This is a genomic window from Streptomyces sp. NPDC101178 (assembly GCF_044767965.1).
Lineage (GTDB): Bacteria > Actinomycetota > Actinomycetes > Streptomycetales > Streptomycetaceae > Streptomyces.
This window is the reverse complement of the sequence record NZ_JBIWOZ010000003.1, coordinates 121,244-146,172: the sequence shown is the minus strand read 5'-3', so window position 1 is coordinate 146,172 and position 24,929 is coordinate 121,244. Positions and strand designations below refer to the sequence as shown.

Annotated in this window: 22 protein-coding genes; 11 read left to right on the top strand and 11 right to left on the bottom strand. The window is 71.4% G+C overall.

From position 1 onward, the window contains the following. Positions 1-130: 130 nt before the first annotated feature. The 4 genes from ACIRR8_RS09160 to ACIRR8_RS09145 form a co-directional block, all read right to left on the bottom strand. On the bottom strand, positions 131-1,186 hold the full coding sequence (locus tag ACIRR8_RS09160; protein ID WP_404061043.1) for a hypothetical protein: 1,056 nt from the start codon (positions 1,184-1,186) through the stop codon (positions 131-133). A gap of 54 nt (positions 1,187-1,240) precedes the next feature. Beyond that, positions 1,241-1,588: a hypothetical protein gene (locus ACIRR8_RS09155; RefSeq protein ID WP_404061041.1), complete on the bottom strand. Its 348-nt coding sequence runs from the start codon at positions 1,586-1,588 to the stop codon at positions 1,241-1,243. 217 nt (positions 1,589-1,805) lie between these two features. Further along, a complete protein-coding gene (locus tag ACIRR8_RS09150) occupies positions 1,806-3,029 on the bottom strand; it encodes an NAD(P)/FAD-dependent oxidoreductase (RefSeq protein WP_404061038.1) in 1,224 nt (407 codons plus the stop codon). A gap of 93 nt (positions 3,030-3,122) precedes the next feature. Continuing rightward, the gene (locus ACIRR8_RS09145; protein ID WP_404061035.1) at positions 3,123-4,067 is read right to left on the bottom strand and encodes an RNA polymerase sigma-70 factor; all 945 of its coding nucleotides are present in this window, start codon (positions 4,065-4,067) and stop codon (positions 3,123-3,125) included. A gap of 304 nt (positions 4,068-4,371) precedes the next feature. On the opposite strand from ACIRR8_RS09145, the gene ACIRR8_RS09140 reads away from it, so the two are divergent. The 9 genes from ACIRR8_RS09140 (at position 4,372) to ACIRR8_RS09100 (ending at position 14,082) form a co-directional block, all read left to right on the top strand. Further along, positions 4,372-4,788, top strand: coding sequence for a hypothetical protein (locus ACIRR8_RS09140; RefSeq protein ID WP_404061032.1), 417 nt, complete (start codon positions 4,372-4,374; stop codon positions 4,786-4,788). A gap of 175 nt (positions 4,789-4,963) precedes the next feature. After that, entirely contained in the window at positions 4,964-5,659 is a 696-nt protein-coding gene (locus tag ACIRR8_RS09135) for an excalibur calcium-binding domain-containing protein (protein WP_404061030.1), read from the top strand. Positions 5,660-5,743: 84 nt separating this feature from the next. Beyond that, positions 5,744-6,358, top strand: a complete 615-nt coding sequence (locus ACIRR8_RS09130) for a hypothetical protein (RefSeq protein ID WP_404061027.1) — start codon at positions 5,744-5,746, stop codon at positions 6,356-6,358. Positions 6,359-6,410: 52 nt separating this feature from the next. Next, a complete protein-coding gene (locus ACIRR8_RS09125; protein ID WP_404061025.1) occupies positions 6,411-7,307 on the top strand; it encodes a DUF2797 domain-containing protein in 897 nt (298 codons plus the stop codon). Positions 7,308-7,336: 29 nt separating this feature from the next. Continuing rightward, positions 7,337-8,230, top strand: coding sequence for an amidohydrolase family protein (locus ACIRR8_RS09120; protein ID WP_404061022.1), 894 nt, complete (start codon positions 7,337-7,339; stop codon positions 8,228-8,230). A gap of 78 nt (positions 8,231-8,308) precedes the next feature. Continuing rightward, positions 8,309-9,052 carry a response regulator transcription factor gene (locus tag ACIRR8_RS09115; protein WP_404061019.1) on the top strand — a complete coding sequence of 248 codons (744 nt, stop codon included), beginning with the start codon at positions 8,309-8,311 and terminating at the stop codon, positions 9,050-9,052. 19 nt (positions 9,053-9,071) lie between these two features. Next, positions 9,072-10,673 (top strand): ATP-binding protein, encoded by a 1,602-nt coding sequence (locus ACIRR8_RS09110; protein ID WP_404062531.1) that lies wholly within the window; start codon positions 9,072-9,074, stop codon positions 10,671-10,673. Between the two features lie 26 nt (positions 10,674-10,699). Next, positions 10,700-12,010 carry a glycosyltransferase gene (locus ACIRR8_RS09105; protein ID WP_404061017.1) on the top strand — a complete coding sequence of 437 codons (1,311 nt, stop codon included), beginning with the start codon at positions 10,700-10,702 and terminating at the stop codon, positions 12,008-12,010. After that, the gene (locus ACIRR8_RS09100; RefSeq protein WP_404061015.1) at positions 12,007-14,082 is read left to right on the top strand and encodes an ArnT family glycosyltransferase; all 2,076 of its coding nucleotides are present in this window, start codon (positions 12,007-12,009) and stop codon (positions 14,080-14,082) included. The genes ACIRR8_RS09105 and ACIRR8_RS09100 overlap by 4 nt, the downstream gene beginning before the upstream one ends. 31 nt (positions 14,083-14,113) lie before the next feature. On the opposite strand, the gene ACIRR8_RS09095 is transcribed toward ACIRR8_RS09100, so the two are convergent. Both ACIRR8_RS09095 and ACIRR8_RS09090 read right to left on the bottom strand, forming a co-directional pair. Beyond that, positions 14,114-15,292: a serine hydrolase domain-containing protein gene (locus ACIRR8_RS09095; RefSeq protein ID WP_404061013.1), complete on the bottom strand. Its 1,179-nt coding sequence runs from the start codon at positions 15,290-15,292 to the stop codon at positions 14,114-14,116. A 46-nt stretch (positions 15,293-15,338) separates the two neighbouring features. After that, entirely contained in the window at positions 15,339-16,202 is an 864-nt protein-coding gene (locus tag ACIRR8_RS09090; RefSeq protein ID WP_404061011.1) for an endonuclease/exonuclease/phosphatase family protein, read from the bottom strand. Positions 16,203-16,457: 255 nt separating this feature from the next. On the opposite strand from ACIRR8_RS09090, the gene ACIRR8_RS09085 reads away from it, so the two are divergent. Together ACIRR8_RS09085 and ACIRR8_RS09080 are read left to right on the top strand one after the other, a co-directional pair. Continuing rightward, positions 16,458-17,987 (top strand): MFS transporter, encoded by a 1,530-nt coding sequence (locus tag ACIRR8_RS09085; RefSeq protein WP_404061008.1) that lies wholly within the window; start codon positions 16,458-16,460, stop codon positions 17,985-17,987. Between the two features lie 109 nt (positions 17,988-18,096). Then, entirely contained in the window at positions 18,097-18,984 is an 888-nt protein-coding gene (locus ACIRR8_RS09080; RefSeq protein ID WP_404061004.1) for a TetR/AcrR family transcriptional regulator, read from the top strand. 113 nt (positions 18,985-19,097) lie between these two features. Here the strand turns inward: ACIRR8_RS09080 and ACIRR8_RS09075 are convergent, their stop codons facing one another. The 5 genes from ACIRR8_RS09075 to ACIRR8_RS09055 all read right to left on the bottom strand — a co-directional run bounded on the left by ACIRR8_RS09075 (position 19,098) and on the right by ACIRR8_RS09055 (position 24,788). Continuing rightward, positions 19,098-20,102, bottom strand: a complete 1,005-nt coding sequence (locus tag ACIRR8_RS09075) for an NAD(P)-dependent oxidoreductase (RefSeq protein WP_404061001.1) — start codon at positions 20,100-20,102, stop codon at positions 19,098-19,100. A 4-nt stretch (positions 20,103-20,106) separates the two neighbouring features. Next, positions 20,107-20,577: a PPOX class F420-dependent oxidoreductase gene (locus ACIRR8_RS09070; RefSeq protein ID WP_404060998.1), complete on the bottom strand. Its 471-nt coding sequence runs from the start codon at positions 20,575-20,577 to the stop codon at positions 20,107-20,109. A 62-nt stretch (positions 20,578-20,639) separates the two neighbouring features. Then, positions 20,640-21,455: a YceI family protein gene (locus ACIRR8_RS09065; protein ID WP_404060995.1), complete on the bottom strand. Its 816-nt coding sequence runs from the start codon at positions 21,453-21,455 to the stop codon at positions 20,640-20,642. Between the two features lie 224 nt (positions 21,456-21,679). Next, on the bottom strand, positions 21,680-24,244 hold the full coding sequence (locus tag ACIRR8_RS09060) for an MFS transporter (protein WP_404060992.1): 2,565 nt from the start codon (positions 24,242-24,244) through the stop codon (positions 21,680-21,682). Positions 24,245-24,275: 31 nt separating this feature from the next. Next, the gene (locus ACIRR8_RS09055) at positions 24,276-24,788 is read right to left on the bottom strand and encodes a MarR family winged helix-turn-helix transcriptional regulator (RefSeq protein WP_404060989.1); all 513 of its coding nucleotides are present in this window, start codon (positions 24,786-24,788) and stop codon (positions 24,276-24,278) included. Between the last annotated feature and the right edge of the window lie 141 nt (positions 24,789-24,929).

Genomic DNA, 24,929 nt, shown 5'->3' with positions numbered 1-24,929 from the left:
TGGCGCGCTCCACCTGGACGCCATGAACCACGCCCGCTCCACAGACGTGTGGGTCGACGGCGGACGGGATGGGAGCTAGGGAGAGGTGTGGTTGAGCGAGGCGATACCCCCACTCCCTCCTGGCCCCCCACTAGCAGTCCGTCAGATACTGCGGCAAATCCCCAAGTCGACTGATCACGCGAGTCTCAAATCGCCGATCGAGCTTGGCAACCTTGAATAGATGAGCCCACTGCCGTTCAGTCACGACAATGTCAGCATAGGGAAGCGCCACGGAAAGTGAAGCCAAATCAATGTGGTCGTGCTGTTGCCACGGCCACTGAGCGTTGCGATGTTTCAGGCGGCGAGCGTCATACCTGACAGCAACGGACGGCATACTATGCAAGAACCCTTTCCCCGCCTCTGGACCACCCATCTCAACCAGCCGCCCCAAAACATCCAAATCCGTAATGCCGACCGATTTCGCAGCTTCATGGATGTCCTCAGAAAGCCCTATCAGGTCCTGGGTGGCAATAAAATAATCGAGCTTACCCTTCTTTTCCGGATTCTCCACTAGATGGGCCGAGAGGGCTCGCTCTTGCTCTGCATATGAGTCGCCGATTCTATGCTGACCTCGCGTTTCCCAGTCATCATGAATCATTGAGTCGTTCTCGTTCCCCGCTAGCGACCACCACTCGTAGGCATCGTTAGGAAGGCTTCGCACTCTTTCCAGTAGGTCCATGAACTCCGAGGAAGGCTCCAGCTCTTCCCTCTCGGGGACCCCACGGGCAGCCACGCTTTCAACGAGACGTAGACGCCCGGTAGGCGACGCGAAAGCGTGATCAACACCACGGCCCAGAATTCGATCCCTGATCGTTTCGGACACCATCTGGTTTGCCGCAAAACCAAGGTAGTCAACGAGCGCGAGATCCATTTCCCATCGCTGCACACTTTGAATCGGAGCCAGAGTGGAGAATTGCGATATATCTCGCATGAGTCGCGCCAAAGCGTGTCGCGACTCCCAATTCGACCGATGCCATGTTTCAAGATAATGGCCAGCAGAGAGCGGTACCACTGCACGCCCCGCCGCCACGGCCTGCCGAAGCGCAGCACCTGCCGCCAGAGACGGTGAATCCTCGCCGCTCTTCTCTGCTCTGAGCAGGTCGATCCACTTGTTTTGGTCGAGATAAACGATCTTCGTGGAAGCCATGAGGAAAGTCTGACAGAGAAAAGGACGGAGGACGTCGAATTTATCTCTGAGCTGCTACCCCGCCTCGACCGCCTTACGAACGCCAGTGCAGGCGACCAGCGATCCGCCGTCTCCCGTGAGGAAGAGCATGAACACCCATGATCTATCGGCGGCGGTGACCTGTCCAAGGCGTACTGGTCGCTCATGCTCACCGAGGCGTTGCACCGCGTGTTCCAGGCCCACGGTCTCGACGCCCTTCCGTCGCGTGTGCCGAAGCCGACGTGCATAGACGTTGGCGTACGACTCGGCCGGCGAAACCCCGTCCCAGACAACGTAGGTAGCGCCACCGCGGAGGGCAGCCAAGGCAGCCAGGGATACCTCGTCGCCATCGGCCAGCAGTTGCATCAACGGATCTCGTTCCAAGGCTCCTCCTGCCGGGATCCTGCTGTACAGCAGAGAAGTACCGCAACCACATCGACCGTCCCTGTCCGTTCGAGTGCCTTAGGGACTACGCCTCGACCGGAATAGCCGTCGCTGACCGATCCACATAGAGCTACGGATCAGAAGGTTGCAGGTTCGAATCCTGCCGAGTGCACAGCAGATGAGAGGCCCCCAGGAGAAATCCTGGGGGCCTCTCGCGTCATCCGGCGTTCGCGGTGGTGGGGTGCGGCACGGGGGCTGGGCGCTGTATGACGCCGCGGCGGCGGGTCGGCAGGCCGAGGGTGGGGTTGGCGACGGCCCAGGCCGCGCCCTTGCAGACCAGTTCCTTGTAGAGCGCGGCCAGGCGGCCGGTCAGGGCGGCGGAGCGGGACTGGTCGTCGGCGGTGACGTACTGGATCAGGCCTTCCTTGCGGCCGAGCGAGATGCACTGGTTGAAGTAGCGCAGTGGGATGGTGGGGGACTTCGTGCCGGTCAGGCGGGCCGCGATGGCGTCGGCGGCCTGCCAGGCGGTCGGGCCGCCTGTGGCGCAGGCCATGCGCAGCGGCTTGTCGCCCGGGCCCATCACCAGGGCCGCGTCGCCGATCGCGTAGACGTCCGGGTGGGAGAGCGAGCGCATGGTGGCGTCCACCTCGATTCGGCCCATGGCGTCGGTCTGCAGCGCGGTTGCCTGCGCGATCGGGTGGACCGCGAAGCCTGTCGTCCAGATCGTGACCGATGCCGGGATGTCGCCCGCAGTGGTGGTGACGTGGTCCGCCGATACGGCGGTGGCCGTCGTGTGTTCGTGGACCGTGATGCCGAGCTTGTCGCAGACCTCGCGCAGGTGGCGGCGGCCCTTCGGGGAGAGCCAGTCGCCCAGTGCGCCCCGGGCGGCGAGGGCGACGTCGAGGTCGGGGCGCATCTCGGCGATCTCGGTTGCCGCCTCCAGGCCGGTGAGGCCGCCGCCGACGACGACCACGGGCTCCCCTGCGGCCAGGGCGGCCAGGCGTTCGCGCAGCCGGAGGGCGCCGGGACGGCCGGCGATGTCGTGGGCGTGTTCGGCGGTGCCGGGGACGCCGTGGGTGTTCCAGGTGCTGCCGAGGGCGTACACGAGGGTGTCGTAGGTGAGTTCCTCGGTGGCCTGCTCGTCCGTGACGGTGATCGTCCTGCGGTCCGCGTCCACGGCCGTCACCCTGGCGAGCCGCAGCCGGACCCCCGTACCCGCGAACATCTCGCTGAACGGGCGAGGCCTCAGCTCCTGGCCGACCGCCAGCTGGTGCATCCTCACCCGCTCGACGAAGTCCGGCTCGGCGTTGACGAGGGTGATGGCGACGTCCTCGCTCCGCAGCCGCCTGGCGAGGCGGCCGGCGGCGATGGCTCCGGCGTATCCGGCTCCTACGACGATGACGCGGTGCTGCCCGTGGGATCTGTGCTGTCCGTCCTGCATGACCTGTCTCCTGTCTCGCGCGGGTTCGCCCCTTGAACCGGGCAGCCCGTCGTTTCCTGACAGGTGGGCGAGGTGACCTGCGTCACGTGGTGGTCAGAAGACGTTGAACAGGGGGTCGCCGTGGCCGGTGGCCGACCACTGCCTCGTCGCGCGTTCGAGCTTGTCGGGGTTGGCCTGGCTGCGGAACGCGGCGATGCCCTCCGAGGTGATCTCCAGGCACAGCACGCCGATGACCCGGCCGTCGAGGACGACCACGACGGCCGGGGCGCCGTTGGCGGATGTGAGGTGAACCTCGGGAGAGCCGCCGACCAGATCGCGCTTGGCCTTGCTGGGCTTGAACAGGCCCCGCATGAACTTCGCGACCGCGAGTGCGCCCTGGAACGGCGTGGTGCGCGCCGGAACCTTCCCGCCGCCGTCGCCGATCGCGATGACGTCCGACGTGAGGAGCCGGACCAGCGGCTCGGTCCGCCCGCTGGTGGCCGCGGTGAGGAACTCCTCGACGATCCGCCGGGCGGCGGCCTCGTCGATCTCCGTACGGGCCTTGCCCTGCGCGACGTGCTTCTTGGCGCGGTGGAAGATCTGCTGGCAGGCGGCCTCGTTGATGTCCAGGATCTCCGCGATCCTGCGGTGCGGGTAGTCGAACGCCTCCCGCAGCACGTACACCACCCGCTCGTTGGGCGAGAGGCGCTCCATGAGGGCGAGCACGGCGTACGAGACCGACTCGCGCTGCTCGGCGGTTTCGGCCGGGCCGAGCATCGGGTCTCCGGCGAGCAGCGGTTCGGGCAGCCACTGGCCGACGTACGACTCGCGGCGGGCGCGGGCCGAGGTGAGCTGGTTGAGGCAGAGGTTGGTGAGCACCTTGGTCAGCCAGGCCTCGGGGACCTCGATGCGGTCGATGTCGGCGGCCTGCCACCTCAGGAACGTGTCCTGCACGGCGTCCTCGGCATCGCTCGCCGAGCCGAGCAGCCGGTAGGCGATGGCCTCCAGGCGGGGCATGGAGGCCTCGAACCGGTCCATGTGGGTCCGCGTCAGAGCCATGGGCCGGATCCTACGCTCGCCGGTGTGTGAAGCCCGCCGGTGCGCGAAGCCTTCGGGTCGCCGCCGACCCCCTGTACCGTCGGGGGCCAAGGCGCCGGCGCCCTCGTCTCACGCGAGGACGGTACGGCTCCATGTCGGTCGGGGGGCGACTGAAGTGATGAACCGCTATGCCAGGACGGGCCGTTGGGCAGCTCCGCTGTTCCTTTCCGTCGTTACGTTGTTGGGCGCGGGAGCCTGCAGCGGGGGCGGAGAGGCCGGTGCGCCGCCGTCCTCGTCCTCGTCCCGGAACGGTGAGTCGGCCGGCGTGACGCCTGGCGCGAGCGCCGGGACGGACTCCGGCCCCGGCGCGCCGGCCGCTGTCGACGAGGCCAAGGCCGTCCTGGAGGGGCTTCTCGTCGAGCGGGAGCCCTTCGCGAGTGGGAGCGGCGTGCTGCGGCCGGAGTTCGGCGACGTCCTCCCGGCCGCCCCCGACGGCGTGGTGAACGTGACCTTCGTCTTCACCTGCACCGGCGGCGGCGAGGTGAAGCTGCGGAACGAGGTCGGGGGCACGGACGTTCCGTCGGCCGCCGGGACGCAGACGTGCGACGGCTCGCTCTTCCAGACGCGGGTGGACGTGCCCGCGCCTGATGCGTCCCTCGGCTTCATCGCCACACCGGTGGCGTACTCCGCGGACGGTGGGTACGCCTACGCCTATTACGTGGAGAAGGAGAACCTCCCGTAGCCGGGCGGGACGCCCACGGCCGCGTGCCAGGCTGTCCGGCCAAGATCGAGGGGCGGGCGCCTCCGGTCGGGAGGAAGCTGGAAGGAGAACACTCCTCTCGGGGCTTCTCGGCGAGGTGACGGGTGTGAGCGGGCTTCTTCGGTCGGGTGTGCGGAGCGCGGGATGCGCTGTGGTCGTGGGAGTCGTCGGGATCGTCGGTGCCGGGGCGTGTGCCGGGGGCGGCACCGACGGGGGTGCCACGCCCGTCTCGACCTCGGTGGCCGCACCCGCCTCCACCTCTCCCGCCTCCTCGGCTCCGGCCGAGGTGACCGCCACGGTGACCAGTACCGTCACCGCCTCTCCGGAGAAGACCGCGCCCTCGCCGGAGAGGAGCGCGCCTCCTCCGGCGCCGTCCACGACGAGCACCCTGAGCGCGGAGGCGACCGTGGCCGCCTACTTCGACGCCATCAACTCCCGTGACTACCGCGAGGCTTGGGAGCTGGGCGGCAAGAACCTCGGCGGCGGGTACCGAGCCTTCGTCGACGGTCTCGCCGGGACGGAGCGGGAGACCGTCCGGATCCTCGGTGTGGAGGGCGACTCGGTCCGGGTGGAGCTGGAGGCGCTCCAGACCGACGGCAGCGTGAAGGTCTTCGAGGGCACCTATACCGTCCGGTCGGGCGTGATCACCGATGCCGGTGTACGGGAAGTGACCGAGCCGGAGGACGGAACCGCACCGCCGGGCGAGGAGACCGGGGGCGTGTACTACGAGAACTGCGACGCTGCCCGGGACGCCGGAGTCGCGCCCCTGAAGTCGGGCGATCCCGGGTACGGGGACCACCTGGACCGCGACGGCGACGGGACCGCCTGTGAGCCGTACGTCCCCCTCCCCTGAGGGCGCTCGTGCGTCGGTGGAACGTTACGGGGTAGCCGGATGTGCACGGGGCGTCGTGGGCGCGCCCGGGCGCGGAGGTTACCCATGGGTTCGCAACGGCACGGCCAGGTGCAGCGGTGGCAGGACCGGTGGTGGGCGGTGGCGCTGCTGGTGCTGGTGGTGTGGGTCGGCATCCGGCTGGCCTTCGACGGGTGGTCGGGGTGGCCCGGGATTCTGGTCGGCGGGTTCGTCTACGCCGGGTTCATGACGTGGTACATGATGCGGCGCCGGCGTCGTGACGCCCGGGCGGTCGGGACCGACGCCGCGCGGGTGCCGGAGCTGGAGCGGCGGATCGCGAGGAACGGCGAGCTGCCCGAGGACCCGGCCGAGCAGGCTGCCATGGTCCGGCTGATCCGGCGCCGGGAGGAGAAGCTGCGGCGCAACCGGTGGTGGGCCTTTCCGTTGCTCGGGCTGATCTTCTTCGGGACTCCGGTGCTCTGGTTCGCCGCCGGGAACGTGGCGGCCGGCCTGTGGGGGCTCGCGTTCGGTGCCGCGTTCCTCGGGTGGATGGTCTGGTTCAACCGGCGCTTCGTCCGCCGGATGGCCGGGATGCGGCAGCGGATCGAGGGCGTGGGTGGCGGTGCGGCCGGTGGTCCGGTCGGTGGCCCGCCTGCCGGTCCGGTCGGTGGGCCGGGAGGGCTCGCTCCCGGGGCCCGTTAGCCTTCGCGTTCGGGGTGTGAGGCCCCGGCGGGACGGAGAGAGCGGAGTTCGGGTGGCCTTCGGGTGGCGGTGTGCCGGGGTCGCGTGGCCGGGCCACGGGCCGCAGCTGGGGTGGAGCAGGGGCGCCGAGCGGCGGGTGAGCCTGCTGGCGTACGGGGGGCGGCTCGGGTTCCGGGCCGTGGGTGAGCGGCACTGTGTGGGGGCCCGGGGGAACGTGTGTCCTCTGGGTGCCGTGGTGGCCGGGCGCTCCACCGGGGGCCGGTGCCCGGAGTGTGCGCGGCTGGACCGGGCCCACTCGGTGGCCGCCGACACGATGGTGGACGACCCGCGTACGTACCGCGTCTATCTCGCCTGGTTCGGGCCCGGTCTGGTCAAGGTCGGGATCACCCGGGAGGAGCGGGGCGGTGCGCGGCTGCGGGAGCAGGGGGCCGTGGCGTACACGTGGCTGGGGCGTGGGCCCCTGATGGCCGCCCGGCGGACCGAGGAGGTGCTGCGGGCCGCCCTCGGGGTGCCGGACCGGATCCCGTACGCGCGGAAGCGGACCGTACGAGGCCGACTGCCGGGCCGGCAGGAGCGGTTCGACGAGGTGGTGGAGCTGTACGGGCGGGCCGTGGCGCTTCACGGGCGCGGCTGGCCCGAGTCGTTGGAGCCGGTTCCGGTCGAAGTCGTCGATCACGCGGGGATCTTCGGGCTGGATCGTTCGGACGCCGCCACGCGGTCGGTGGGTGAGCTGGTCGACGGGGGCGTGGTCGCGGGGCGGCTCGTGGCTGCCGCCGGGCCCGATCTGCATCTCGCGGTGGGCGGCGGAGGTGGTGTGGTCGTGCTCGATACGCGGTTGATCACCGGGTGGGAGCTGGAGGCCTTTCAGCCCGTGGGCGAGGGCGAAGGTGAAGTGCGTGTGCCTCTCATCGACATCACGGGTGGTGGCGTGCAGGGTGGGTTGTTCTGACCTTGTCCCGTGAGGGCCTGTCGACCTGTATGGAGTTGTGCGTGGAAGACGACAGCCTTGACGTCGTGCGGTTCTGGGAGCGGCTCGGGCTGCCCGGGATCATCGACGTCCACACCCACTTCATGCCCGAGCAGGTCCTGCGCAAGGTGTGGGCCTACTTCGACTCCGTCGGGCCGCTCACCGGTCTGGAGTGGCCGATCACCTATCGGCACGAGGAAGAGCAACGGCTCGCTCTCATCAGGTCGTTCGGGGTGCTCCGCTTCACCTCCATGCTCTATCCGCACAAGCCCGGCATGGCCCGCTGGCTCAACGACTGGGCCACCGGATTCGCCGCTCGGACGCCCGACTGCCTGCACACCGCGACCCTCTTCCCGGAGGACGGAGTGGAGTTGTACGTGAAGGAGGCCGTCGAGAACGGGGCGCGGGTCTTCAAGTCGCACCTCCAGGTCGGTGCCTACGACGCCAACGACCCTCTGCTGGAGCCTGTTTGGGGGCTGCTCGCCGAGGCCGGGGTGCCCGTCGTGATGCACTGCGGGTCCGGGCCCGCTCCGGGTCGGTTCACCGGGCCCGAGCCGATCGGGCGGCTCCTCGCACGCCATCCTCGACTGCGGCTGATCGTGGCGCACATGGGGATGCCGGAGTACGCGGAGTTCCTGGCGCTGGCGGAGGCGTACCCGGAGGTACGGCTCGACACGACGATGGCGTTCACCGACTTCAGCGAGCGGCTCTCGCCGTTTCCGGCCGGCCGGCGGGGGCGGCTCGCCGATCTCGGGGACCGGATCCTGCTCGGTACGGACTTCCCGAACATTCCCTATACGTACGTCCACCAGCTGGAGGCCCTGGAGCGGCTGGGGCTCGGGGAGGAGTGGCTGCGGGCCGTCTGCCTCCGGAACGCGGAGGCGTTGTTCGGGCCCGTCGCCTGACGGCCGGGCCCCGCTTTCTCAGGCAATTCACAGAAACGGGTCAGGCTTCTCTCACGGGCGGCTCACAGGCTGGTGCCCATGACGACGACCGCGCCCCAGGGGCGTACCGAACTGCTCAGGCCGGACCGTACGCCCGTGCGCGTCCTGGTCGTGGACGACGAGGCTCCCCTCGCCGAACTGCTCTCGATGGCCCTGCGGTACGAGGGGTGGGAGGTGCGCAGCGCCGGTGACGGGGCCGGGGCCGTGCGCGCGGCCCGCGAGTTCCGCCCGGACGCCGTGGTGCTCGACGTGATGCTCCCGGACATGGACGGGCTCTCCGTGCTGGGCCGGCTCCGGCGCGACCACTCCGACGTGCCGGTCCTCTTCCTCACCGCCCGGGACGCCGTCGAGGACCGGATCGCCGGGCTCACGGCCGGTGGCGACGACTACGTGACCAAGCCGTTCAGCCTGGAGGAGGTCGTGGCCCGGCTGCGCGGGCTCATCCGCCGCTCGGGCACGGCGCTCGCGGCCGAGCGGAGCCAGTCGACGCTCACCGTCGGGGACCTGGTGCTCGACGAGGACAGCCATGAGGTGAGCCGGGGCGGGGACGCGATCCACCTGACCGCCACCGAGTTCGAGCTGCTGCGGTTCCTGATGCGCAACCCGCGCCGGGTGCTGAGCAAGGCGCAGATCCTGGACCGGGTCTGGAACTACGACTTCGGCGGCCAGGCCAACGTCGTCGAGCTCTACATCTCGTACCTCCGCAAGAAGATCGACGCCGGACGGACGCCGATGATCCACACCCGGCGTGGGGCGGGGTATCTGCTCAAGCCCGGTGAGTAGGCGCCCCCAGGGCCTGGGTGTGCTGCGGCGGCCGTGGACCCTGCGGACGCGGCTCGTCGTCTCCGCCGTGTCCCTGATCGCCGTCGTCGCGGCCGTCATCGGGTCCGTCACCGCCATCGCCTTCCACAGCTATATGTACGGCAAGCTCGACGACCAGCTCCACTCCGTCGCCGTACGCGCCGAGCGGCCGCCCGGACCCGTGCCGGAAGCCCTCCGGGACGCCGGTCCGCTCGGCTTCGTCGGCGGCGGCGGGCAGCCGCTCGGCACGTTCGGCGCGCTCGTCGACGGCGGGGGCGTCACCGCGTCGAAGGTCGTCGAGGACAGCGGGCTGCGCTCCCAGGAGAGCGCGAAGCCGCTGACGGAGGCGCAGCGGCGGGCGCTGGAGGCGGCGGCTCCGGCGGTCGGCGACGAGGCCCGGAGCGTCGAGCTGCCCGGCCTCGGCGGCTACCGCGTCGAGGCCGCCACCACCACCGAGGGCCACACCGTCCTCGTCGGCATCCCGACCGCCGAGGTCAGCGGCGCGCTCACGACCCTGATCGTCGTCGAGGTCTGCGTCACCGCCGCCGGGCTCATCGCCGCATCGCTCGCCGGCACCGTCCTCGTCGGCGTCGCCCTGCGCCCGCTGCGCCGGGTCGCCGCGACCGCCACCCGGGTGGCCGAACTCCCTCTCCACAGCGGTGAGGTGGCGCTCCTCGAACGTGTCCCGGACGCCGAGGCCGATCCCCGTACCGAGGTCGGGCAGGTCGGCGCGGCGCTCAACCGGATGCTCGGACACGTCGGTTCGGCGCTGGTGGTCCGGCAGGAGAGCGAGACGCGGGTACGGCAGTTCGTCGCCGACGCCAGCCATGAACTGCGCACCCCGCTGGCCTCGATCCGCGGGTACGCCGAGCTGACCCGCCGCGCGTCGGGAAGTGGTGTGCCGGAGTCCGACCCCGTCACCCGGCACGCGCTCGGGCGGATCGAGTCGGAGGCGGACCGGATGACCGGCCTGGTGGAGGACCTGCTGCTGCTCGCCCGGCTCGATGCCGGACGCCCGCTCTCGTTCGAGAGCACTGATCTGCTGCCGTTGGTCGTGGACGCGGTGAGCGACGCCCGGGCGGCGGACACCGCCACCGGCGCCGGCGCACTCCACCACTGGCGGCTGGAGCTGCCCGGCGAACCCGTGACCGTACGCGCCGATCCCGCCCGGCTCCAGCAGGTACTGGTCAACCTGCTGGCCAACGCCCGCACCCACACCCCGCCGGGCACCACGGTGACGGTCTCCGTAGAACCGTCCGCGTCCGTCCGCGCCGAAGGGCCGGTCACGCTGGAGGTACGGGACGACGGGCCCGGCATCCCCGCCGAGCTTCTGCCGCACGTCTTCGAGCGGTTCGCGCGCGGTGACGCCTCGCGCACCCGTGGCCCCGCCGACGAGCGGACCGGCGGCTCCACCGGCCTCGGTCTCGCCATCGTGCAGGCCGTCGTCTCGGCGCACGGCGGGCGCGTACGGGTCGGCTCGGCGCCCGGCCGGACGGTCTTCGCGGTCGAGCTGCCCGCGGAGGCAGACCCGTACGAACCGCCCGCCGAGAGGGCCGCGCACCAGGGTTCACAGGGCAGGGACAGGCTCACCACACCGGTGTGACAGCGCGGTTGGCGAACGTCGGTGCCATGACCACCACCGACAGCCTCCGGAGCGCGAACCGCGGAGACGGGGACCACGGCCGCCTGCCGGGCCGGGAGCACCTCCCGGCCCGGCACACGGCGCCCGCCGCCTCCCGCGTCCCCGTGCTCGACGTCGTCGTCCCCGTGTACAACGAGGAGAAGGATCTCCGGCCCTGCGTCCTGCGCCTCCACGACCACCTCGCGCGCACCTTCCCGTACGCCTTCCGCATCACCGTCGCCGACAACGCCTCCACCGACTCCACGCCCGCCGTGGCGGCCGCGCTCGCGGCGGAGCTGGCCGGGGTGCGCAGCGTACGGCTGGAGGATAAGGGGCGCGGGCGGGCGCTGCGTACGGTCTGGTCGGACTCCGACGCACCCGTCCTCGCCTACATGGACGTCGACCTCTCCACCGACCTCAACGCCCTCCTCCCGCTGGTCGCGCCGCTGATCTCCGGCCACTCCGACCTGGCCATCGGCTCGCGGCTGGCCCGGAGTGCGCGGGTGGTGCGCGGGTCGAAGCGGGAGTTCGTCTCGCGCGCCTACAACCTCATCCTGCGCTCCTCGCTCGCCGCCGGATTCAGCGACGCCCAGTGCGGGTTCAAGGCGATCCGGAGCGAGGTGGCCGAACGGCTGCTGCCGATGGTGGAGGACAGCGGCTGGTTCTTCGACACCGAGCTGCTCGTCCTCGCCGAGCGGGCCGGGCTGCGCATCCACGAGGTGCCCGTCGACTGGATCGACGACCCCGACTCGACCGTCCACATCGTGCGGACGGCCACCGAGGACCTGAAAGGCGTGTGGCGGGTGGGACGGGCGCTGGCCGTCGGCGCGCTGCCGCTGGACCGGCTGGCCCGGCCCTTCGGCGACGACCCGCGCGACCGGGCGCTGAACGGGGTGGAGCGCGGACTGGCCAGGCAGTTGGTCGGGTTCTGTGCTGTCGGGGCCCTGTCCACCCTCTTCTATCTGGCCCTCTACTCCCTCTTCCGGCTCGGCGTCGGCCCGCAGCTCGCCAACGGCGGCGCGCTCCTCGTCTCCGCCGTCGCCAACACCGCCGCGAACCGCCGTCTCACCTTCGGCGTACGCGGCCGGAGCGGAGCCGTCCGCCATCAGGCCCAGGGCCTCGTCGTCTTCGCGATCGGCCTCGCTCTCACCGGCGGTTCGCTCGCGGCGCTCGGGGCGGCCTCCGGATCTCCGTCCCACAGTGCCGAGTTGGCCGTCCTGATCACCGCCAACCTCGCCGCGACCGTGCTCCGCTTCCTGCTCCTGCGCGCCTGGGTCTTCCCGGCCCGCGCCTGCCCTGACTCCGAGGACCTCCGATGACCGCGACCATCACTCCACCGTCGGCACCGCCCGAACGCGCCGCCGGCCCCCGCTGGGCACGTCCCGCGCTGTACGGGCTCCTCCTGGCCGTCGGACTCGCCTACCTCTACAACCTCAGCGCCTCCGGTTACGCCAACTCCTTCTACTCCGCCGCCGTCCAGGCCGGCGGCCAGAGCTGGAAGGCGCTCTTCTTCGGCTCGCTGGACTCCGCCAACGCCATCACCGTCGACAAGCCGCCCGCCGCGCTCTGGCCGATGGCCCTCTCCGTACGGCTCTTCGGCCTCAACTCCTGGGCGATCCTGGTTCCGCAGGTCCTGATGGGGGTGGCCACGGCGGCCGTGCTCGACACCGCCGTACGCCGTCGCTTCGGGCCGGTCGCCGGGCTGATCGCGGTCGGTGTGTTCGCGCTGACACCGGTGGCCGCGCTGATGTTCCGCTTCAACAACCCGGACGCGCTGCTCGCGCTGCTGATGACCGTCACCGTGTGGTGCGTGCTGCGGGCGCTGGAGGACGGCCGGACGAAGTGGCTGCTGTGGGCGGGGGCGGCGGTGGGGTTCGCGTTCCTCGCGAAGACCTTGCAGGCGTTCCTGATCCTGCCGCCGCTGGCGGTGCTGTACGCGGTGTGCGCGCCGGTTCCCGTACGGAAGCGGCTCGGCCAACTCGCCCTTTCCGCACTGACGATGGTCGTCGCCGGTGGCTGGTGGGTGGCGATCGTGGAGCTGATGCCCGCGTCGTCGCGGCCGTACGTCGGCGGCTCGCAGAACAACTCGTTCCTGGAGCTGACCTTCGGTTACAACGGGCTCGGCCGGCTCAACGGGGAGGAGACCGGGAGCGTCGGCGGTGGCGGTGGCGGCCGTGGCGGCGATGGCTGGGGTGAGACCGGGATCGGGCGGATGTTCAACTCCGAGGTCGGCGGCCAGATCGCCTGGCTGCTGCCCGCCGCGCTGATCCTGCTGCTGGCCGGTCTCTGGCTGACCCGCAAGGCCGGACGGACCGATTCGGCGCGGGCCGCGTTCCTGGCGTGGGGCGGGGCGCTGGTGATGACCGGTGCGGTGTTCAGCTTCATGGCCGGGATCTTCCACCAGTACTACACGGTGGCCCTGGCTCCGTACATCGCGGCGCTCGTCGCCATGGGGGTGGCCGTGCTCTGGGAGGAGCGGGCCGCCTGGTGGCCGAGGGTGGTGCTGGCGGGGACGGTGGTCACGACGGTCATCTGGGCGTACGTGCTGTTGGGCCGGACTCCGGAGTACCTGCCGTGGCTGCGGTGGGCGGTGCTCGTGGGCGGGCTGGTGGGGGCCGTGGGGTTGCTGGTCGTGGGGAGGGTCGGCGGACGGGGCCTGGCGCTCGTGGCGGTGGGGCTGAGCTTCGCGGCGTCGCTGGCGGGGCCGGCCGCGTACACCGTCAGTACGCTGAACTCCGGTCACCAGGGGTCGATCGTGACCGCCGGGCCTTCGGGGGCCGGCTTCGGGATGGGCGGGCCTGGTGGCGGCGGCGGCCGGGGTGGTGCCGGTGGTCCCGGTGGCGGGGACGGCGGGCAGCGCGACGGCATGCAACAGGCGCCAGGGCAGGGGCAGTTCCCGGGTCAGGGGCAGGGGGCTTCTCAAGGGGGCCGGCCCGGCAACGGGCCCGGGGGAGCGCCCGCCATGCCCGGCGGGACGGCCCCCGGATCCACCCGCGAGGACGGTGGCGGCATGGGCGGCCTGCTCAACGGCGCGTCCGTCTCCGCCGAGGCGAAGGCACTTCTGGAGAAGGACGCGGACGCCTACACCTGGGCCGCCGCAGCCGTCGGCGCACAGAACGCGGCGGGCTACCAACTCGCCACCGGCGATCCGGTGATGGCCATCGGCGGCTTCAACGGCAGCGACCCCTCCCCGACGCTCGCGCAGTTCAAGAAGTACGTGGAGGAGGGCCGGATCCACTACTTCGTCCTGGGCGGCGGCATGGGAGGCGGAGGAGGCCTGGGTGGGAGCGCCGGGACCTCGTCGCAGATCTCCTCCTGGGTGACGGAGAACTTCACCGAGGTCACCGTCGGCAGCGCCACCTTCTACGACCTGACACGGCCGGTGAGTTGACGGCCTGCCGCGTACGCGGTCGGGGCCGGGGTCAGATTCCGGCTGAGGCCCCGGCCCCGGCCGCGTACGTCCAGAAGTCCCGCATCAGCTGCGGCGCGGCGGGCCCGGCCAGCTCCGTCTGCGTGAGCAGGACGGCGACCGTGCCGGTGGACGGGATGACGTGGGCCGTGGTGCCGGTGCCGCCGATCCAGCCGTAGCGGCCCGGCACGTTGTACGGGGCGGTGATCTCGACGTCCACCGAGCCGCCGAAACCCCAGCCCTGGCCCTCCGTGAAGAGCCCGCTGGCCGCGCGCTGGTCCGCGGTGAGGTGGTCGGTGATCATCTGGCGTACCGACTCGCCGGCCAGGACCCGCCGCCCGTCGTCCGCCAGGCCGTCGGCGAGCAGCATCCGGCCGAAGGCGTACCAGTCGTCGACGGTCGAGACCAGGCCGCCGGCGCCGGACAGGAAGGCGGGCGGGGTGCTCCACTGCCCGTCCGGCGCGTCGACCAGCTCCGGATCTCCGCCCTCGCCGGCCCGGTAGTAGCCGGTGAACCGGTCCAGCGCGGCGGGCGGGACGGCGAACCCGGTGTCCGTCATGCCGAGGGGCTCGAAGATCCGCTCCGCCAGGTACGCGTCCAGCGGGCGGTCCGCGACCCGGGCGATCAGGACGCCGAGGATGTCGGCGCACGTGTTGTAGAGCCAGCCTTCGCCCGGCTGGTGGATCAGCGGGATCCGGGCGAGCGCAGCCATCCAGGCGTCCGGCGCCGGCACGGCCTGCGGCTGGGGCGGGCCCTGTTTCAGCTCGGTGAGGAGCGGGGCGACGGCCGGGAGCGAGAAGTCGGACGGGAATCCGTACCCGGCCCGGAAGGTCAGCAGGTCCAGGAGCGTGATCGGGCGGACCGCCGACACCACGTCGTCGACCGGGCTCTGCGGGGTCCGGACGACCAGCGGCGAGGCCAGCTCGGGCAGCCAGGCGGCGACCGGGTCGGCGGGTGCGATCAGGCCGTCCTCGACCAGCGTCATGGCTGCCGCCGCGACGACCGGCTTGGTGATCGAGGCGAGGCGGAAGACGGAGTTCCGCCGCATGGGCGTGCTCCCGGCGAGCGTGGCCGAACCGGCCGCCGCCACCTCCACCCGATCGCCTCGCGCGACCAGCGCCACCGCTCCCGGCGCCGGTCCCCGGGCGATGTGGGTGTCCAGCAGGTCCTGAAGTCCGTGCGGGGTGCTCATGGTCGGCCTTTCTCCGGTACCGCGTGCTCGGTCATGGGTCCGCCCTTCATGGTGCGTCCCCCCGCAGTTCCAGGTCCGCCACGACCGCCCGGTGGTCCGAGGCGCCGGCGCCGCTCTCCGGCACCCACGCCCGCCGCACCCGCGCCGTCTCCTTCGACACCGCCACGTAGTCGATGCGCTTGGCCGGGTCCTTCGCCGGGAACGTCGGCCCTCCCGGGTCCGCATCCGTCAGCTCCTTCCAGAGCGGGGCCAGCTCCGGAGCGCCGGGCTCCGCGTTGAGGTCGCCGAGCAGGATCCGCGTACGGCCCCGGTCCTCGGCCATGATCCGCCGGGTGTCGGCGACCTGGGCGGTGCGTACGGCGGGGTCCGGGCGGAAGTCGAGGTGCGTCACGTACACGTGCACCGGCCGCCCCTGCACCCGTACGACAGCCTCACCGAACCCCGGAGCGGGCGCGGGCACCGGGTTCGGGTCCTGGGTCGAGAGGCGGGTGATCTCGTGGTTCTCGGCGCTCACGATCCGGTACCGGGAGAGCACCGCCACCCCGTACTCCGCCCGTGGCCCGCCCGGTTCGGCCGGATCCAGGCTGTAGATCGGGGCGAAGAACACGTGCATGCCCAGTCGCTCGGCCAGCTCACCCGCGAGATCGCGCCACTCACTGCGCGGGCCCCAGTGCCGGTCGGCCTCCTGGAGCCCGATGACATCCGCCCGCAGCGAGCGCAGCGCGGCCGCCTGCCGGTCCAGATCGAAGACGTTGTCCAGGCCCGCACCGGCATGGATGTTGTACGTGGCGACGCGCAGCGGCACGGTCCGGGAGCCTGCGGCGGCTGCAGGCGGTGATGCGAGTAACGCACCCAACAGCACTGTGGTCAGCAGGAGTTGCGGGAGGCGAATGAGGCGGCGCAGCGGCATGGCTCTCCAGAGGGTGGCAGGGGCGGTGTGCCGGCCGTAATCAAGTTGTACGCCGTACAGGGAGTGCCCTACGGTGTACAGCGGTCATGTCCTATACGCCGTAGAACACGGGTCCCGCACACCGTAGGGGCCCGCACGACCTCCGCACCGTAGGACTCACCGCACCGTAGGACTCACCGCACCGTAGGACTCACCGAACCGTAGAACTCACCGAACCGTCGTGGCACCAGCCGCGCCGGAGACCCAGGAGCCCGCATGACGGCGCCCGCCGCACCGCGAACCGATCTCGCCGCTCAGCCGCACCCGCAGCGCTGGCTGATTCTCGGCGTCATCTGCCTCGCCCAGCTCGTCGTGCTGCTCGACAACACCGTCCTCAACGTCGCGATCCCCTCCCTCACCACGGAGCTGAACGCCTCCACCGCCGACGTGCAGTGGATGATCAACGCGTACTCGCTCGTCCAGTCCGGCCTGCTGCTCACGGCCGGCAGCTCCGCCGACCGGTACGGGCGGAAGAAGATGCTGGTCGTGGGCCTCGCGCTGTTCGGCATCGGTTCGCTGGCGGCCGGGCTCGCGCAGTCCTCCGGCCAGCTCATCGCGGCCCGCGCCGGCATGGGCGTCGGAGGCGCGCTGCTGATCACCACGACGCTCGCCGTCGTCGTGCAGATCTTCGACGACTCCGAGCGGGTCAAGGCGATCGGCCTCTGGTCGACCGTCAACTCCCTCGGCTTCGCGGCCGGTCCGCTCGTCGGCGGGGTGGTGCTCAACCACTTCTGGTGGGGCGCGATCTTCCTCATCAACATCCCGGTGGCGCTGATCGGCCTGGTCGCCGTCGTCCGGCTCGTACCGGAGTTCAAGAATCCGCGCGGTGAGCAGCCCGATCTGCTCGGCGCGCTGCTCTCCACGGTCGGGATGACGGCGGTCGTCTTCGCGATCATCTCCGGGCCCGAGCACGGCTGGACGTCGGCCCGGGTGCTGCTGACGGCGTTCACCGGGATCGTGGTCCTCGTCGGGTTCGTCGGGTGGGAGCTGCGCATTCCGCATCCGATGCTCGACATGCACTTCTTCCGGAACCAGAAGTTCATCGGCGCGGTGGCGGGCGCGATCCTGGTCGCCTTCGGGATGGGCGGTTCCCTCTTTCTGCTCACGCAGCACCTTCAGTTCGTTCTCGGGTACGGGCCGCTGGAGGCGGGACTGCGCACGGCGCCGATGGCGCTCACCGTGGTCGCTCTCAATCTGACCGGCCTCGGGGCGCGGCTCGTCCCGAGGATGGGGACGCCCGCCACGATCGCGGCGGGGATGAGCGCGCTGGCGGCCGGTCTCGCGGCGATCGCGGTGCTCGGCCGCGACGGGTACACCGGGATGCTGCTCGGCCTGGTCGTGATGGGCGCGGGGATCGCCCTCGCGATGCCCGCGATGGCCAACGCCATCATGAGCGCCATCCCGCCGGAGAAGGCCGGGGTCGGCGCGGGCGTCAACGGCACGCTCGCGGAGTTCGGCACCGGGCTCGGGGTGGCGGTGCTCGGCGCGGTCCTGAACATCCGGTTCGCCGCGCTCGTACCGGCGGCCGTCGGCGCCGCCTCACTGCCGGCCGCGCTGGCCGCCGCCGACGGCACCGGTGAGCGCGCGGCCATCAAGGACGCCTTCGCCACCGGCCTGGAGACCAGCCAGCTGGCCGGCGCGGTCGCGGTACTGGCGGGTGGTCTGCTGGCGGCGCTGCTGCTGCGCCGGGCCGAACGGACGGAGGCGGCCGAAGGCCGGGCCGAGGCGGCGGGACCGGCGGCATAGCATCGAAGGAGGCAGGACGGGCAGTACGGGTCAGTCAGGACGGGTCAGTCAGGACGGGTCAGTACAGGCCGGGGGCCGGGCCGGCCCCGCGAGACGAGGAGAGTGCGCCATGGTGTCCGCGTCCGACCGCGTGACGAACCCCGGGAAGGCCGCCGGGAAGGCCGCCGGGGAAGACCCCGAGGCGCCCGCCGCCAAGGGCTCCGAGGCGGCCCCCGGCCCGGCCCCCGGCAAGGGCTCCGAGACGGCCCCCGCGCGGACCAGCGTGTGGCTCGACCGGCGGACCCCTTCGCGGAGCCGCAGGGCGGCCGAATCCCCGGCGGGCCTGGACCGCAACCGGATCACCGAGGCGTCGGTACGGCTGCTGGACGCCGAAGGCCTCGCCAAGTTCTCCATGCGCCGGCTCGCCGCCGAACTGGACGTCACCGCGATGTCCCTCTACTGGTACGTCGACACCAAGGACGACCTCCTGGAGCTGGCGCTCGACTCGGTCTACGCGGAGATCGCGCCGCCGCGCGAGGACGCCGACTGGCGGGACCGGCTGCGCGAGCTGGCCCGCAGCTACCGCGAACTGCTCGTCCGCCACATCTGGATCTCGCCGCTCGCCGGGACCTTCCTCAACATCGGCCCGAACTCGATGCTGTTCTCGTACGCCGTCCAGGACGTCATCCGGGCCACCGGCCTGCCGCTGGAACGGCAGACGGGCGCGCTCGCGGCGGTCTTCCAGTTCGTGTACGGATTCGGCACCGTCGAGGGCCACTTCAAGGCGCGGTGCGAGGCGACCGGGCTGACGGAGGACGCGTACCACCGGCACGCGATGGGCACGATCCGGGCCCAGCCGCACCTGCGGGCGATCGTCGAATCCTCCGACGACCTGATGGCGGCCCGGGGCGGCGACACGGTGGAGGAGATGCGCGAGCGGGACTTCGTCTTCGCGCTGGACCTGCTGATCGCGGGCATCGAGGCGAAATGCGACCGTACGGACTCCGCGACGGGCTGACGGGCCGACGGACTCCGCGACGGACCGACGGACTCCATAACGGACCGACGGACCGACGGACTCCGCGACGGACCGACGGACTGACGGACCGCGGACTCCGCGACGGCCGCCGCTCAGTAACCGCGCCCCACGTCCACCGCCAACCCGGGACGGCGGCCCTCCCGGACGGCCTCCCAGCAGGCGGCGAAGTCCTGGGCCACGTCCTCGTCGGCGGTGATCCCCGCGGAGTGCGAGGTGATCACCGTACGAGGCAGCCGCCAGACCGGATCGTCGGGCGCGGCCGGCTCCCGCGCCAGCACGTCCAGCACCGCGCGCCGCACCCCACCGCCCCGCAGAGCGTCCTCCAGCGCCGCCAGATCGACCGTCGCGCCCCGCCCCACGTTGACGAACGTCGCACCCCGCACGGCCGCGAACCGGCCCGCCCCGAAGAACCCCTCCGTCGCCCCGGTCAACGGCAGCGCACCGACCACCCACCGCGCCCCCGCCAACTCCTCGGCCTCCGCTTCCGCGTCCGCGCCGATCACCCGGTCGAAGCCCGACGGCATCCGGTCGAAGCCCGACGGCATCCGATCGACGCCCACCGGAGGCGTCCCGCTCCCCGCCGTCCGCCCCACCCCCACCGTCCGCACCCCACAACTCCGCAGCAACCCGGCCACGGCCCCGCCGATGCGCCCGGTCCCGTAGACGAGCGCGGTCTGCCCGGCGACCAGCTCCGTCGGGAGCCGGCGCCACTCGGCGCGGGCGTGCTGGGCGGCGTACTCCGGGACGGCCTGGCACTCCGCGAGCACCCAGCCCACCACGTACTGCGCGATCCGCTCGCCCATCCGTCCCACGGTCCGGGTCAGCAGCGCTCCGGCCGGCCAGGGCCCGGCGGCGAGCAGCGGATCCGTACCGGCGTTGACGCTGTGGAACCACACCAGCCGCTCCGCGGCCCGCACAGGGCCCGGCAGCGCGGCCCCCACACAGAGCAGCGGACCGTCACCCGGCATCTCGTCCGCCAACGGCTCCGCGCCCCGCCCGGTGATCCGCTCCACCTCCCGTACGAGAGAAGGGCTCAGCTCGGGCGCGACGAGCAGCCGGGCCCGCGCGAGAAGCTCCGGTCCGGGCACCACGCCCATCACTTCACCTGCCCGGCGCGAGGTGAGCCGGGAAACCGCCGGTCGCGACCGGACCCCACCGCTCCGGCGTGACCCGGATGATCGACTTGCCCTGCTTCACCATGGCGGCCCGGTACTCGTCCCAGTCCGGATGCTCGCCGGAGATGTTCCGGAAGTACTCCACGAGCGGCTCGACCGACTCCGGGACGTCGAGCACCTCCGCCACACCGTCGACCTGTACCCACGGGCCGTCCCACTCGTCCGAGAGGACGATCACGCTGACCCGCTCGTCGCGCTTGGCGTTCCGGGTCTTGGCGCGCTGCGGGTACGTCGACATGACGATCCGGCCCGCGTCGTCGACCCCGCAGGTCAGCGGGGAGCCCTGGGGGCGGCCGTCGGCCCGGGTGGTCAGCAGGACCGCCCGGTGCCGGGGCCGGACGAACGCCAGCAACTCGTCCAGGTCCACGGCGGTGTTGGTCGCGATGTTCTGTGCCATGGCCACCACCCTACGACCGCGCACGGACACCGCCCCGGCAGCGAATCACGCTCTCACCGGCCCTACCCGGGCAGCGCGTCGCCCTGCACGGCCTGGATGTCCAGCTCCACGCGCAGGGTCGCCCCGATGGCGGAGATGCCGGCCTGGACGACCTGGTTGTAGTTCATCGCGAAGTCGTCGCGGCGCAGCTCGGCCGTGGCGTGGAAGGCGGCCCGGATCCCGCCCCACGGGTCGGGCCCGGTGCCGAGGTAGGTCAGGTCCAGGTCGACGGGCCGGTTGACGCCGTGCATGGTCAGCTCGCCGTGGACGGTCCAGCGGTCGGGTCCCGCCGGGGCCAGGCCGGTGGAGTGGTAGGTGATCTCCGGGTAGCGGTCCACGTCCAGGAAGTCGGGTGAGCGCAGGTGCTTGTCCCGCATGCCGTTGCCGGTGTCGATGCTGGCCGCGCCGATCACCGCGTCGACCCGGGAGCGGGACACGTCGTCGCCGATCTCGATCCGGCCGCCGAAGTCGGTGAACCGGCCGCGGACGCTGGAGATCCCGAGGTGCTGGGCGACCGCGCCGACCGAGGAGTGGACCGGGTCGAGCGACCAGGCGCCCGGCGGCGGCAGCTGCACCCCGCCCTGGCGGGCCAGCACGATCTGCCCGCCTTCGATCCGGCCGCTCGCCGTGACGAGGGCGGTGGAGGCGGCGGGCGCGTACCCGACCGCCGTGACGATGACCGTGTACGCGCCGGCCGGCAGGGACCCGTCCGTGCGGACGGCTCCGTCCTCGTCGGCCGCGGCCCGCAGCACCTGGGTGCCGGTCATGTCGGTGACCGTCACGACGGCGTGCTGGACCGCCCAGCCGTCCCGCGTCCGTACGTGTGCGCGAAGTCCCATGCGTATCTCTCTCCTAGCTCCATGACCCGCGGGCCACATGAGTCGGGCCCCGGGGCGGGTACGGCAGGCCGTCCCCTGCCTGCCGTACCCACCTCCGGGGCCCATTTCCACCCGGCCGCGACAGCCTCTCCGCAAGAAGTGCTGCCCGAACAGGGGTCTTTGCGATCCCTTCACGTGTTGACGCGCATCCCTATAGGCACACGCGTGCACATAAGGGGGGTCAATCACTCACCTGGATGGGCGAGTTCGATGTCGTGTCCGTCAACTCCCGTACCGGTCACCGTCACGGCGCCGGCCACCGGCGGGTAGCCGGTCGCGATGACCGAGTACTCGCCCGCGTCCAGGTCGGTGAAGGCGTACGCGCCGTCCTCACCGGTCGTCGCGGTGGCGACCACGTTGCCGGCCGCGTCGATCAGCGTGACCCGGGCGTCGGCCAGCGCGCTCCGGCCGGACCCGGCCCGTACGACACCTCGGACCAGCGCACCGGCCCGCAGCGCGGCCTCGATACGGGTCACACCCTGGCCGCCGACCTCCACCGGCAGCGCCAGCGGACGGAACCCGGCCGCGTTGACCGCGACGGTCACGGAACCCGGGACCAGCTCGCCGAAGGCGAACTCGCCGGTCGGGCCGGACGTACCGGTGGCCAGGACGTCGCCGCGTACGTCGGTCACGATGACCATCGCGCCGTCCACCGGCGTACCGGACTCGGCGGCCCGTACGGTTCCGGCCAGGCCGCTCGTACCGGAGAGCAGGATGTCGAAGGCCAGCGGCTCCTCGCCGACGACCACCGTGGAGGCCTGCGGCTGGAAACCGTCGGCGGAGGCGATCAGGACGTAGCTGCCGGAGCCCGGCGCGTCCAGGGTGTAACCGCCGTCGGCCCGGGCGACGGACCGCCCCAGCTGACGGCCGCCCAGAGAGATCAGGGTGAGCGCCGCACGGGCGACCGGAACCCCTTCGGCACCGCGCACCACACCGCGTACGGGCGTGCCCTGCGCGGTCTCGTACGAGGCGGCCTGCTCGGTTTCGTTCCCGTACGGGGTGCCCTGCTCGGTCTCGTTCCCGTACGAGGCGGCCTGGACGGTCTCGTTCTCGTACGAGGTGACGGCGCCGACGGTGGCGGGCACGGGAGCCTCCATCACAGAGCTCTCCAGGGTCTCCGGATTCTCCGGGGCGTCATTGGCGGCGCTGGTCTTCAGGGCGACCTCCTTGATGAAGAGCGTCACGACGAAGGCGATCAGCGCGCACGGAGCGGCGTACAGGAAGACGTCGCCGACGCCGTGCCCGTACGCGGCCTCCATGACCAGCCGGAACGGCTCGGGCAGCTTGTCCAGGTCGGGGATGCCTCCACCGCCGGTACCGCCGTGGCCGAGCTTGGCGCCCTCGGGACCGAGTGCGGCGAGGCCGTCCTGCACGTAGTGGGTGACGCGGTTGCCGAGGACGGCACCGAGCGCCGAGACGCCGATCGCGCCGCCGAGGGAGCGGAAGAAGGTGACGACGGAGCTGGCGGAGCCGAGGTCCTCGGGAGCGACCTGGTTCTGCGTCGCGAGGACCAGGTTCTGCATCATCATGCCGATGCCGAGACCCATGACGAACATGTAGACGGCGACGTGCCAGTACTCGGTGTCGTACCGGATCGTGCCGAGCAGTCCGAGCCCGGCCGTGACCAGGAAGCCGCCGGTGACCAGCCAGGCCTTCCAGCGCCCGGTCTTGGTGATGACCTGACCGGAGACGGTCGAGGAGAGGAAGAGGCCCGCGATCATCGGGATGGTCATGACGCCGGACATCGTCGGCGACTTGCCGCGCGCGAGCTGGAAGTACTGGCTGAAGAAGACCGTGCCCGCGAACATCGCGATACCGACGAAGAGCGAGGCGATGGAGGCGAGGGTGATGGTCCGGTTGCGGAAGAGGCGCAGCGGAATGATCGGTTCCTTGGCCCGCGACTCGGTGAAGACGAAGATCAGGCCCAGCAGGACCGATCCGCCGACCATCACGTACGTCTGCCAGGACAGCCAGTCGTACTTGTCTCCGGCGAAGGTGACCCAGACCAGCAGGAGCGAGACGGCGGCGCTGATGAAGAACGCGCCCGTCCAGTCGACCTTCACGCCTTCGCGCTTGACGACCGGGAGCTTCAGGGTCTTCTGGAGCACGATGAGCGCGACGATCGCGAACGGCACACCGACGTAGAAGCACCAGCGCCAGCCCATCCAGCTGGTGTCGGTGATGACGCCGCCGAGCAGCGGGCCGCCGACGGTGGCGACGGCGAAGACCGCGCCCAGGTAGCCGCTGTAGCGGCCGCGCTCGCGCGGGGCGATCATCGCGGCCATCACGATCTGCGCGAGGGCGGAGAGGCCGCCGACGCCGATGCCCTGGACGACACGGCAGGCGATGAGCATGCCGCTGCTGGTCGAGAGACCGGCGACGACCGATCCCAGGACGTAGATGATCAGCGCTATCTGGACCAGCAGCTTCTTGCTGAACAGGTCCGAGAGCTTGCCCCAGAGCGGGGTGGTGGCGGTCATGGCCAGCAGCGAGGCCGTGACGACCCAGGTGTAGGCGCTCTGGCCGCCGCCGAGGTCGGAGATGATCTCGGGCAGGGCGTTGGAGACGACCGTCGACGACAGGATCGCGACGAACATGCCGAGCAGCAGCCCGGTCAGCGCCTCCATGATCTGGCGGTGCGTCATGGGTGTGCCGTCGGAGGCGCCGGAGCCGGTGTGGCCTCCGTGGCCTCCATGACCTCCGTGCTTGGCGTGGCCGCCCCGCACACCGGTCGGTGTGGTCGTAGCCATGGGGTTCCTTATCCGTGCGTGTTTGCTTCTGTTACACAGGTGTACGGGTGTGCGCGTCGTCGCCGAGCCCGTTCCGGCACTCGCCGGAGTGGCTTCCGGGGGCACAGCCACCGGGTCCGCGACAGGCGAAGCTGTCACGCAGCCGGGACAGCAGCGCGTTGAGCCGGCCGACGTCCTCGTCGGACCAGTCCTGGAGGTTGCGGGCGAACATCTCGGTGGTCCGCCGCGTCAGCTCGTCGAGCTGCGCGTGGCCGCCGGGCGTCAGCCGCAGGATGCGGGACCGCTTGTCCGCCGGGTCGGGGGACCGCTCGATCCAGCCGTGCTCGGCCACATGGGCCACGTGGCGACTGGTCACCGAGAGGTCCACGGCCATCAGCTCGGCGAGCCTGCTGATCCGCATCTCGCCGTGCCGGTCCAGGAGCGTCAGCACGGCGGCGGAACCACCGGGACACTCGGGAGGCAGTGCGCGGGCGAGGCCCCGCTTGACGGCGCCGACGGCGCTGAGCTGCCGGGCCAGTTCCTCGTACCGACTCCGTGCGGCCACCAGGCCCCCCAACGCACTGACTGATTCACGCTGTCCATGTTGTTGCTTAGGGCAACCATAGAAGCCGTTGGTTGCTACAGGCAAACGAAAACGGCCTTGCAGGAGTAAAGGAACGCCAAAGCCTCCGTAGGCTCCCGGTCA

Excerpts from the sequence above, each read along its gene's own strand:
- ACIRR8_RS09160 (WP_404061043.1), bottom strand. The coding sequence starts at position 1,186 with ATGGCTTCCACGAAGATCGTTTATCTCGACCAAAACAAGTGGATCGAC.
- ACIRR8_RS09150 (WP_404061038.1), bottom strand. The coding sequence starts at position 3,029 with ATGCAGGACGGACAGCACAGATCCCACGGGCAGCACCGCGTCATCGTC.
- ACIRR8_RS09145 (WP_404061035.1), bottom strand. The coding sequence starts at position 4,067 with ATGGCTCTGACGCGGACCCACATGGACCGGTTCGAGGCCTCCATGCCC.
- ACIRR8_RS09130 (WP_404061027.1), top strand. The coding sequence starts at position 5,744 with ATGGGTTCGCAACGGCACGGCCAGGTGCAGCGGTGGCAGGACCGGTGG.
- ACIRR8_RS09120 (WP_404061022.1), top strand. The coding sequence starts at position 7,337 with ATGGAGTTGTGCGTGGAAGACGACAGCCTTGACGTCGTGCGGTTCTGG.
- ACIRR8_RS09115 (WP_404061019.1), top strand. The coding sequence starts at position 8,309 with ATGACGACGACCGCGCCCCAGGGGCGTACCGAACTGCTCAGGCCGGAC.
- ACIRR8_RS09105 (WP_404061017.1), top strand. The coding sequence starts at position 10,700 with ATGACCACCACCGACAGCCTCCGGAGCGCGAACCGCGGAGACGGGGAC.
- ACIRR8_RS09100 (WP_404061015.1), top strand. The coding sequence starts at position 12,007 with ATGACCGCGACCATCACTCCACCGTCGGCACCGCCCGAACGCGCCGCC.
- ACIRR8_RS09095 (WP_404061013.1), bottom strand. The coding sequence starts at position 15,292 with ATGAGCACCCCGCACGGACTTCAGGACCTGCTGGACACCCACATCGCC.
- ACIRR8_RS09090 (WP_404061011.1), bottom strand. The coding sequence starts at position 16,202 with ATGCCGCTGCGCCGCCTCATTCGCCTCCCGCAACTCCTGCTGACCACA.
- ACIRR8_RS09085 (WP_404061008.1), top strand. The coding sequence starts at position 16,458 with ATGACGGCGCCCGCCGCACCGCGAACCGATCTCGCCGCTCAGCCGCAC.
- ACIRR8_RS09080 (WP_404061004.1), top strand. The coding sequence starts at position 18,097 with ATGGTGTCCGCGTCCGACCGCGTGACGAACCCCGGGAAGGCCGCCGGG.
- ACIRR8_RS09075 (WP_404061001.1), bottom strand. The coding sequence starts at position 20,102 with ATGGGCGTGGTGCCCGGACCGGAGCTTCTCGCGCGGGCCCGGCTGCTC.
- ACIRR8_RS09070 (WP_404060998.1), bottom strand. The coding sequence starts at position 20,577 with ATGGCACAGAACATCGCGACCAACACCGCCGTGGACCTGGACGAGTTG.
- ACIRR8_RS09065 (WP_404060995.1), bottom strand. The coding sequence starts at position 21,455 with ATGGGACTTCGCGCACACGTACGGACGCGGGACGGCTGGGCGGTCCAG.
- ACIRR8_RS09060 (WP_404060992.1), bottom strand. The coding sequence starts at position 24,244 with ATGGCTACGACCACACCGACCGGTGTGCGGGGCGGCCACGCCAAGCAC.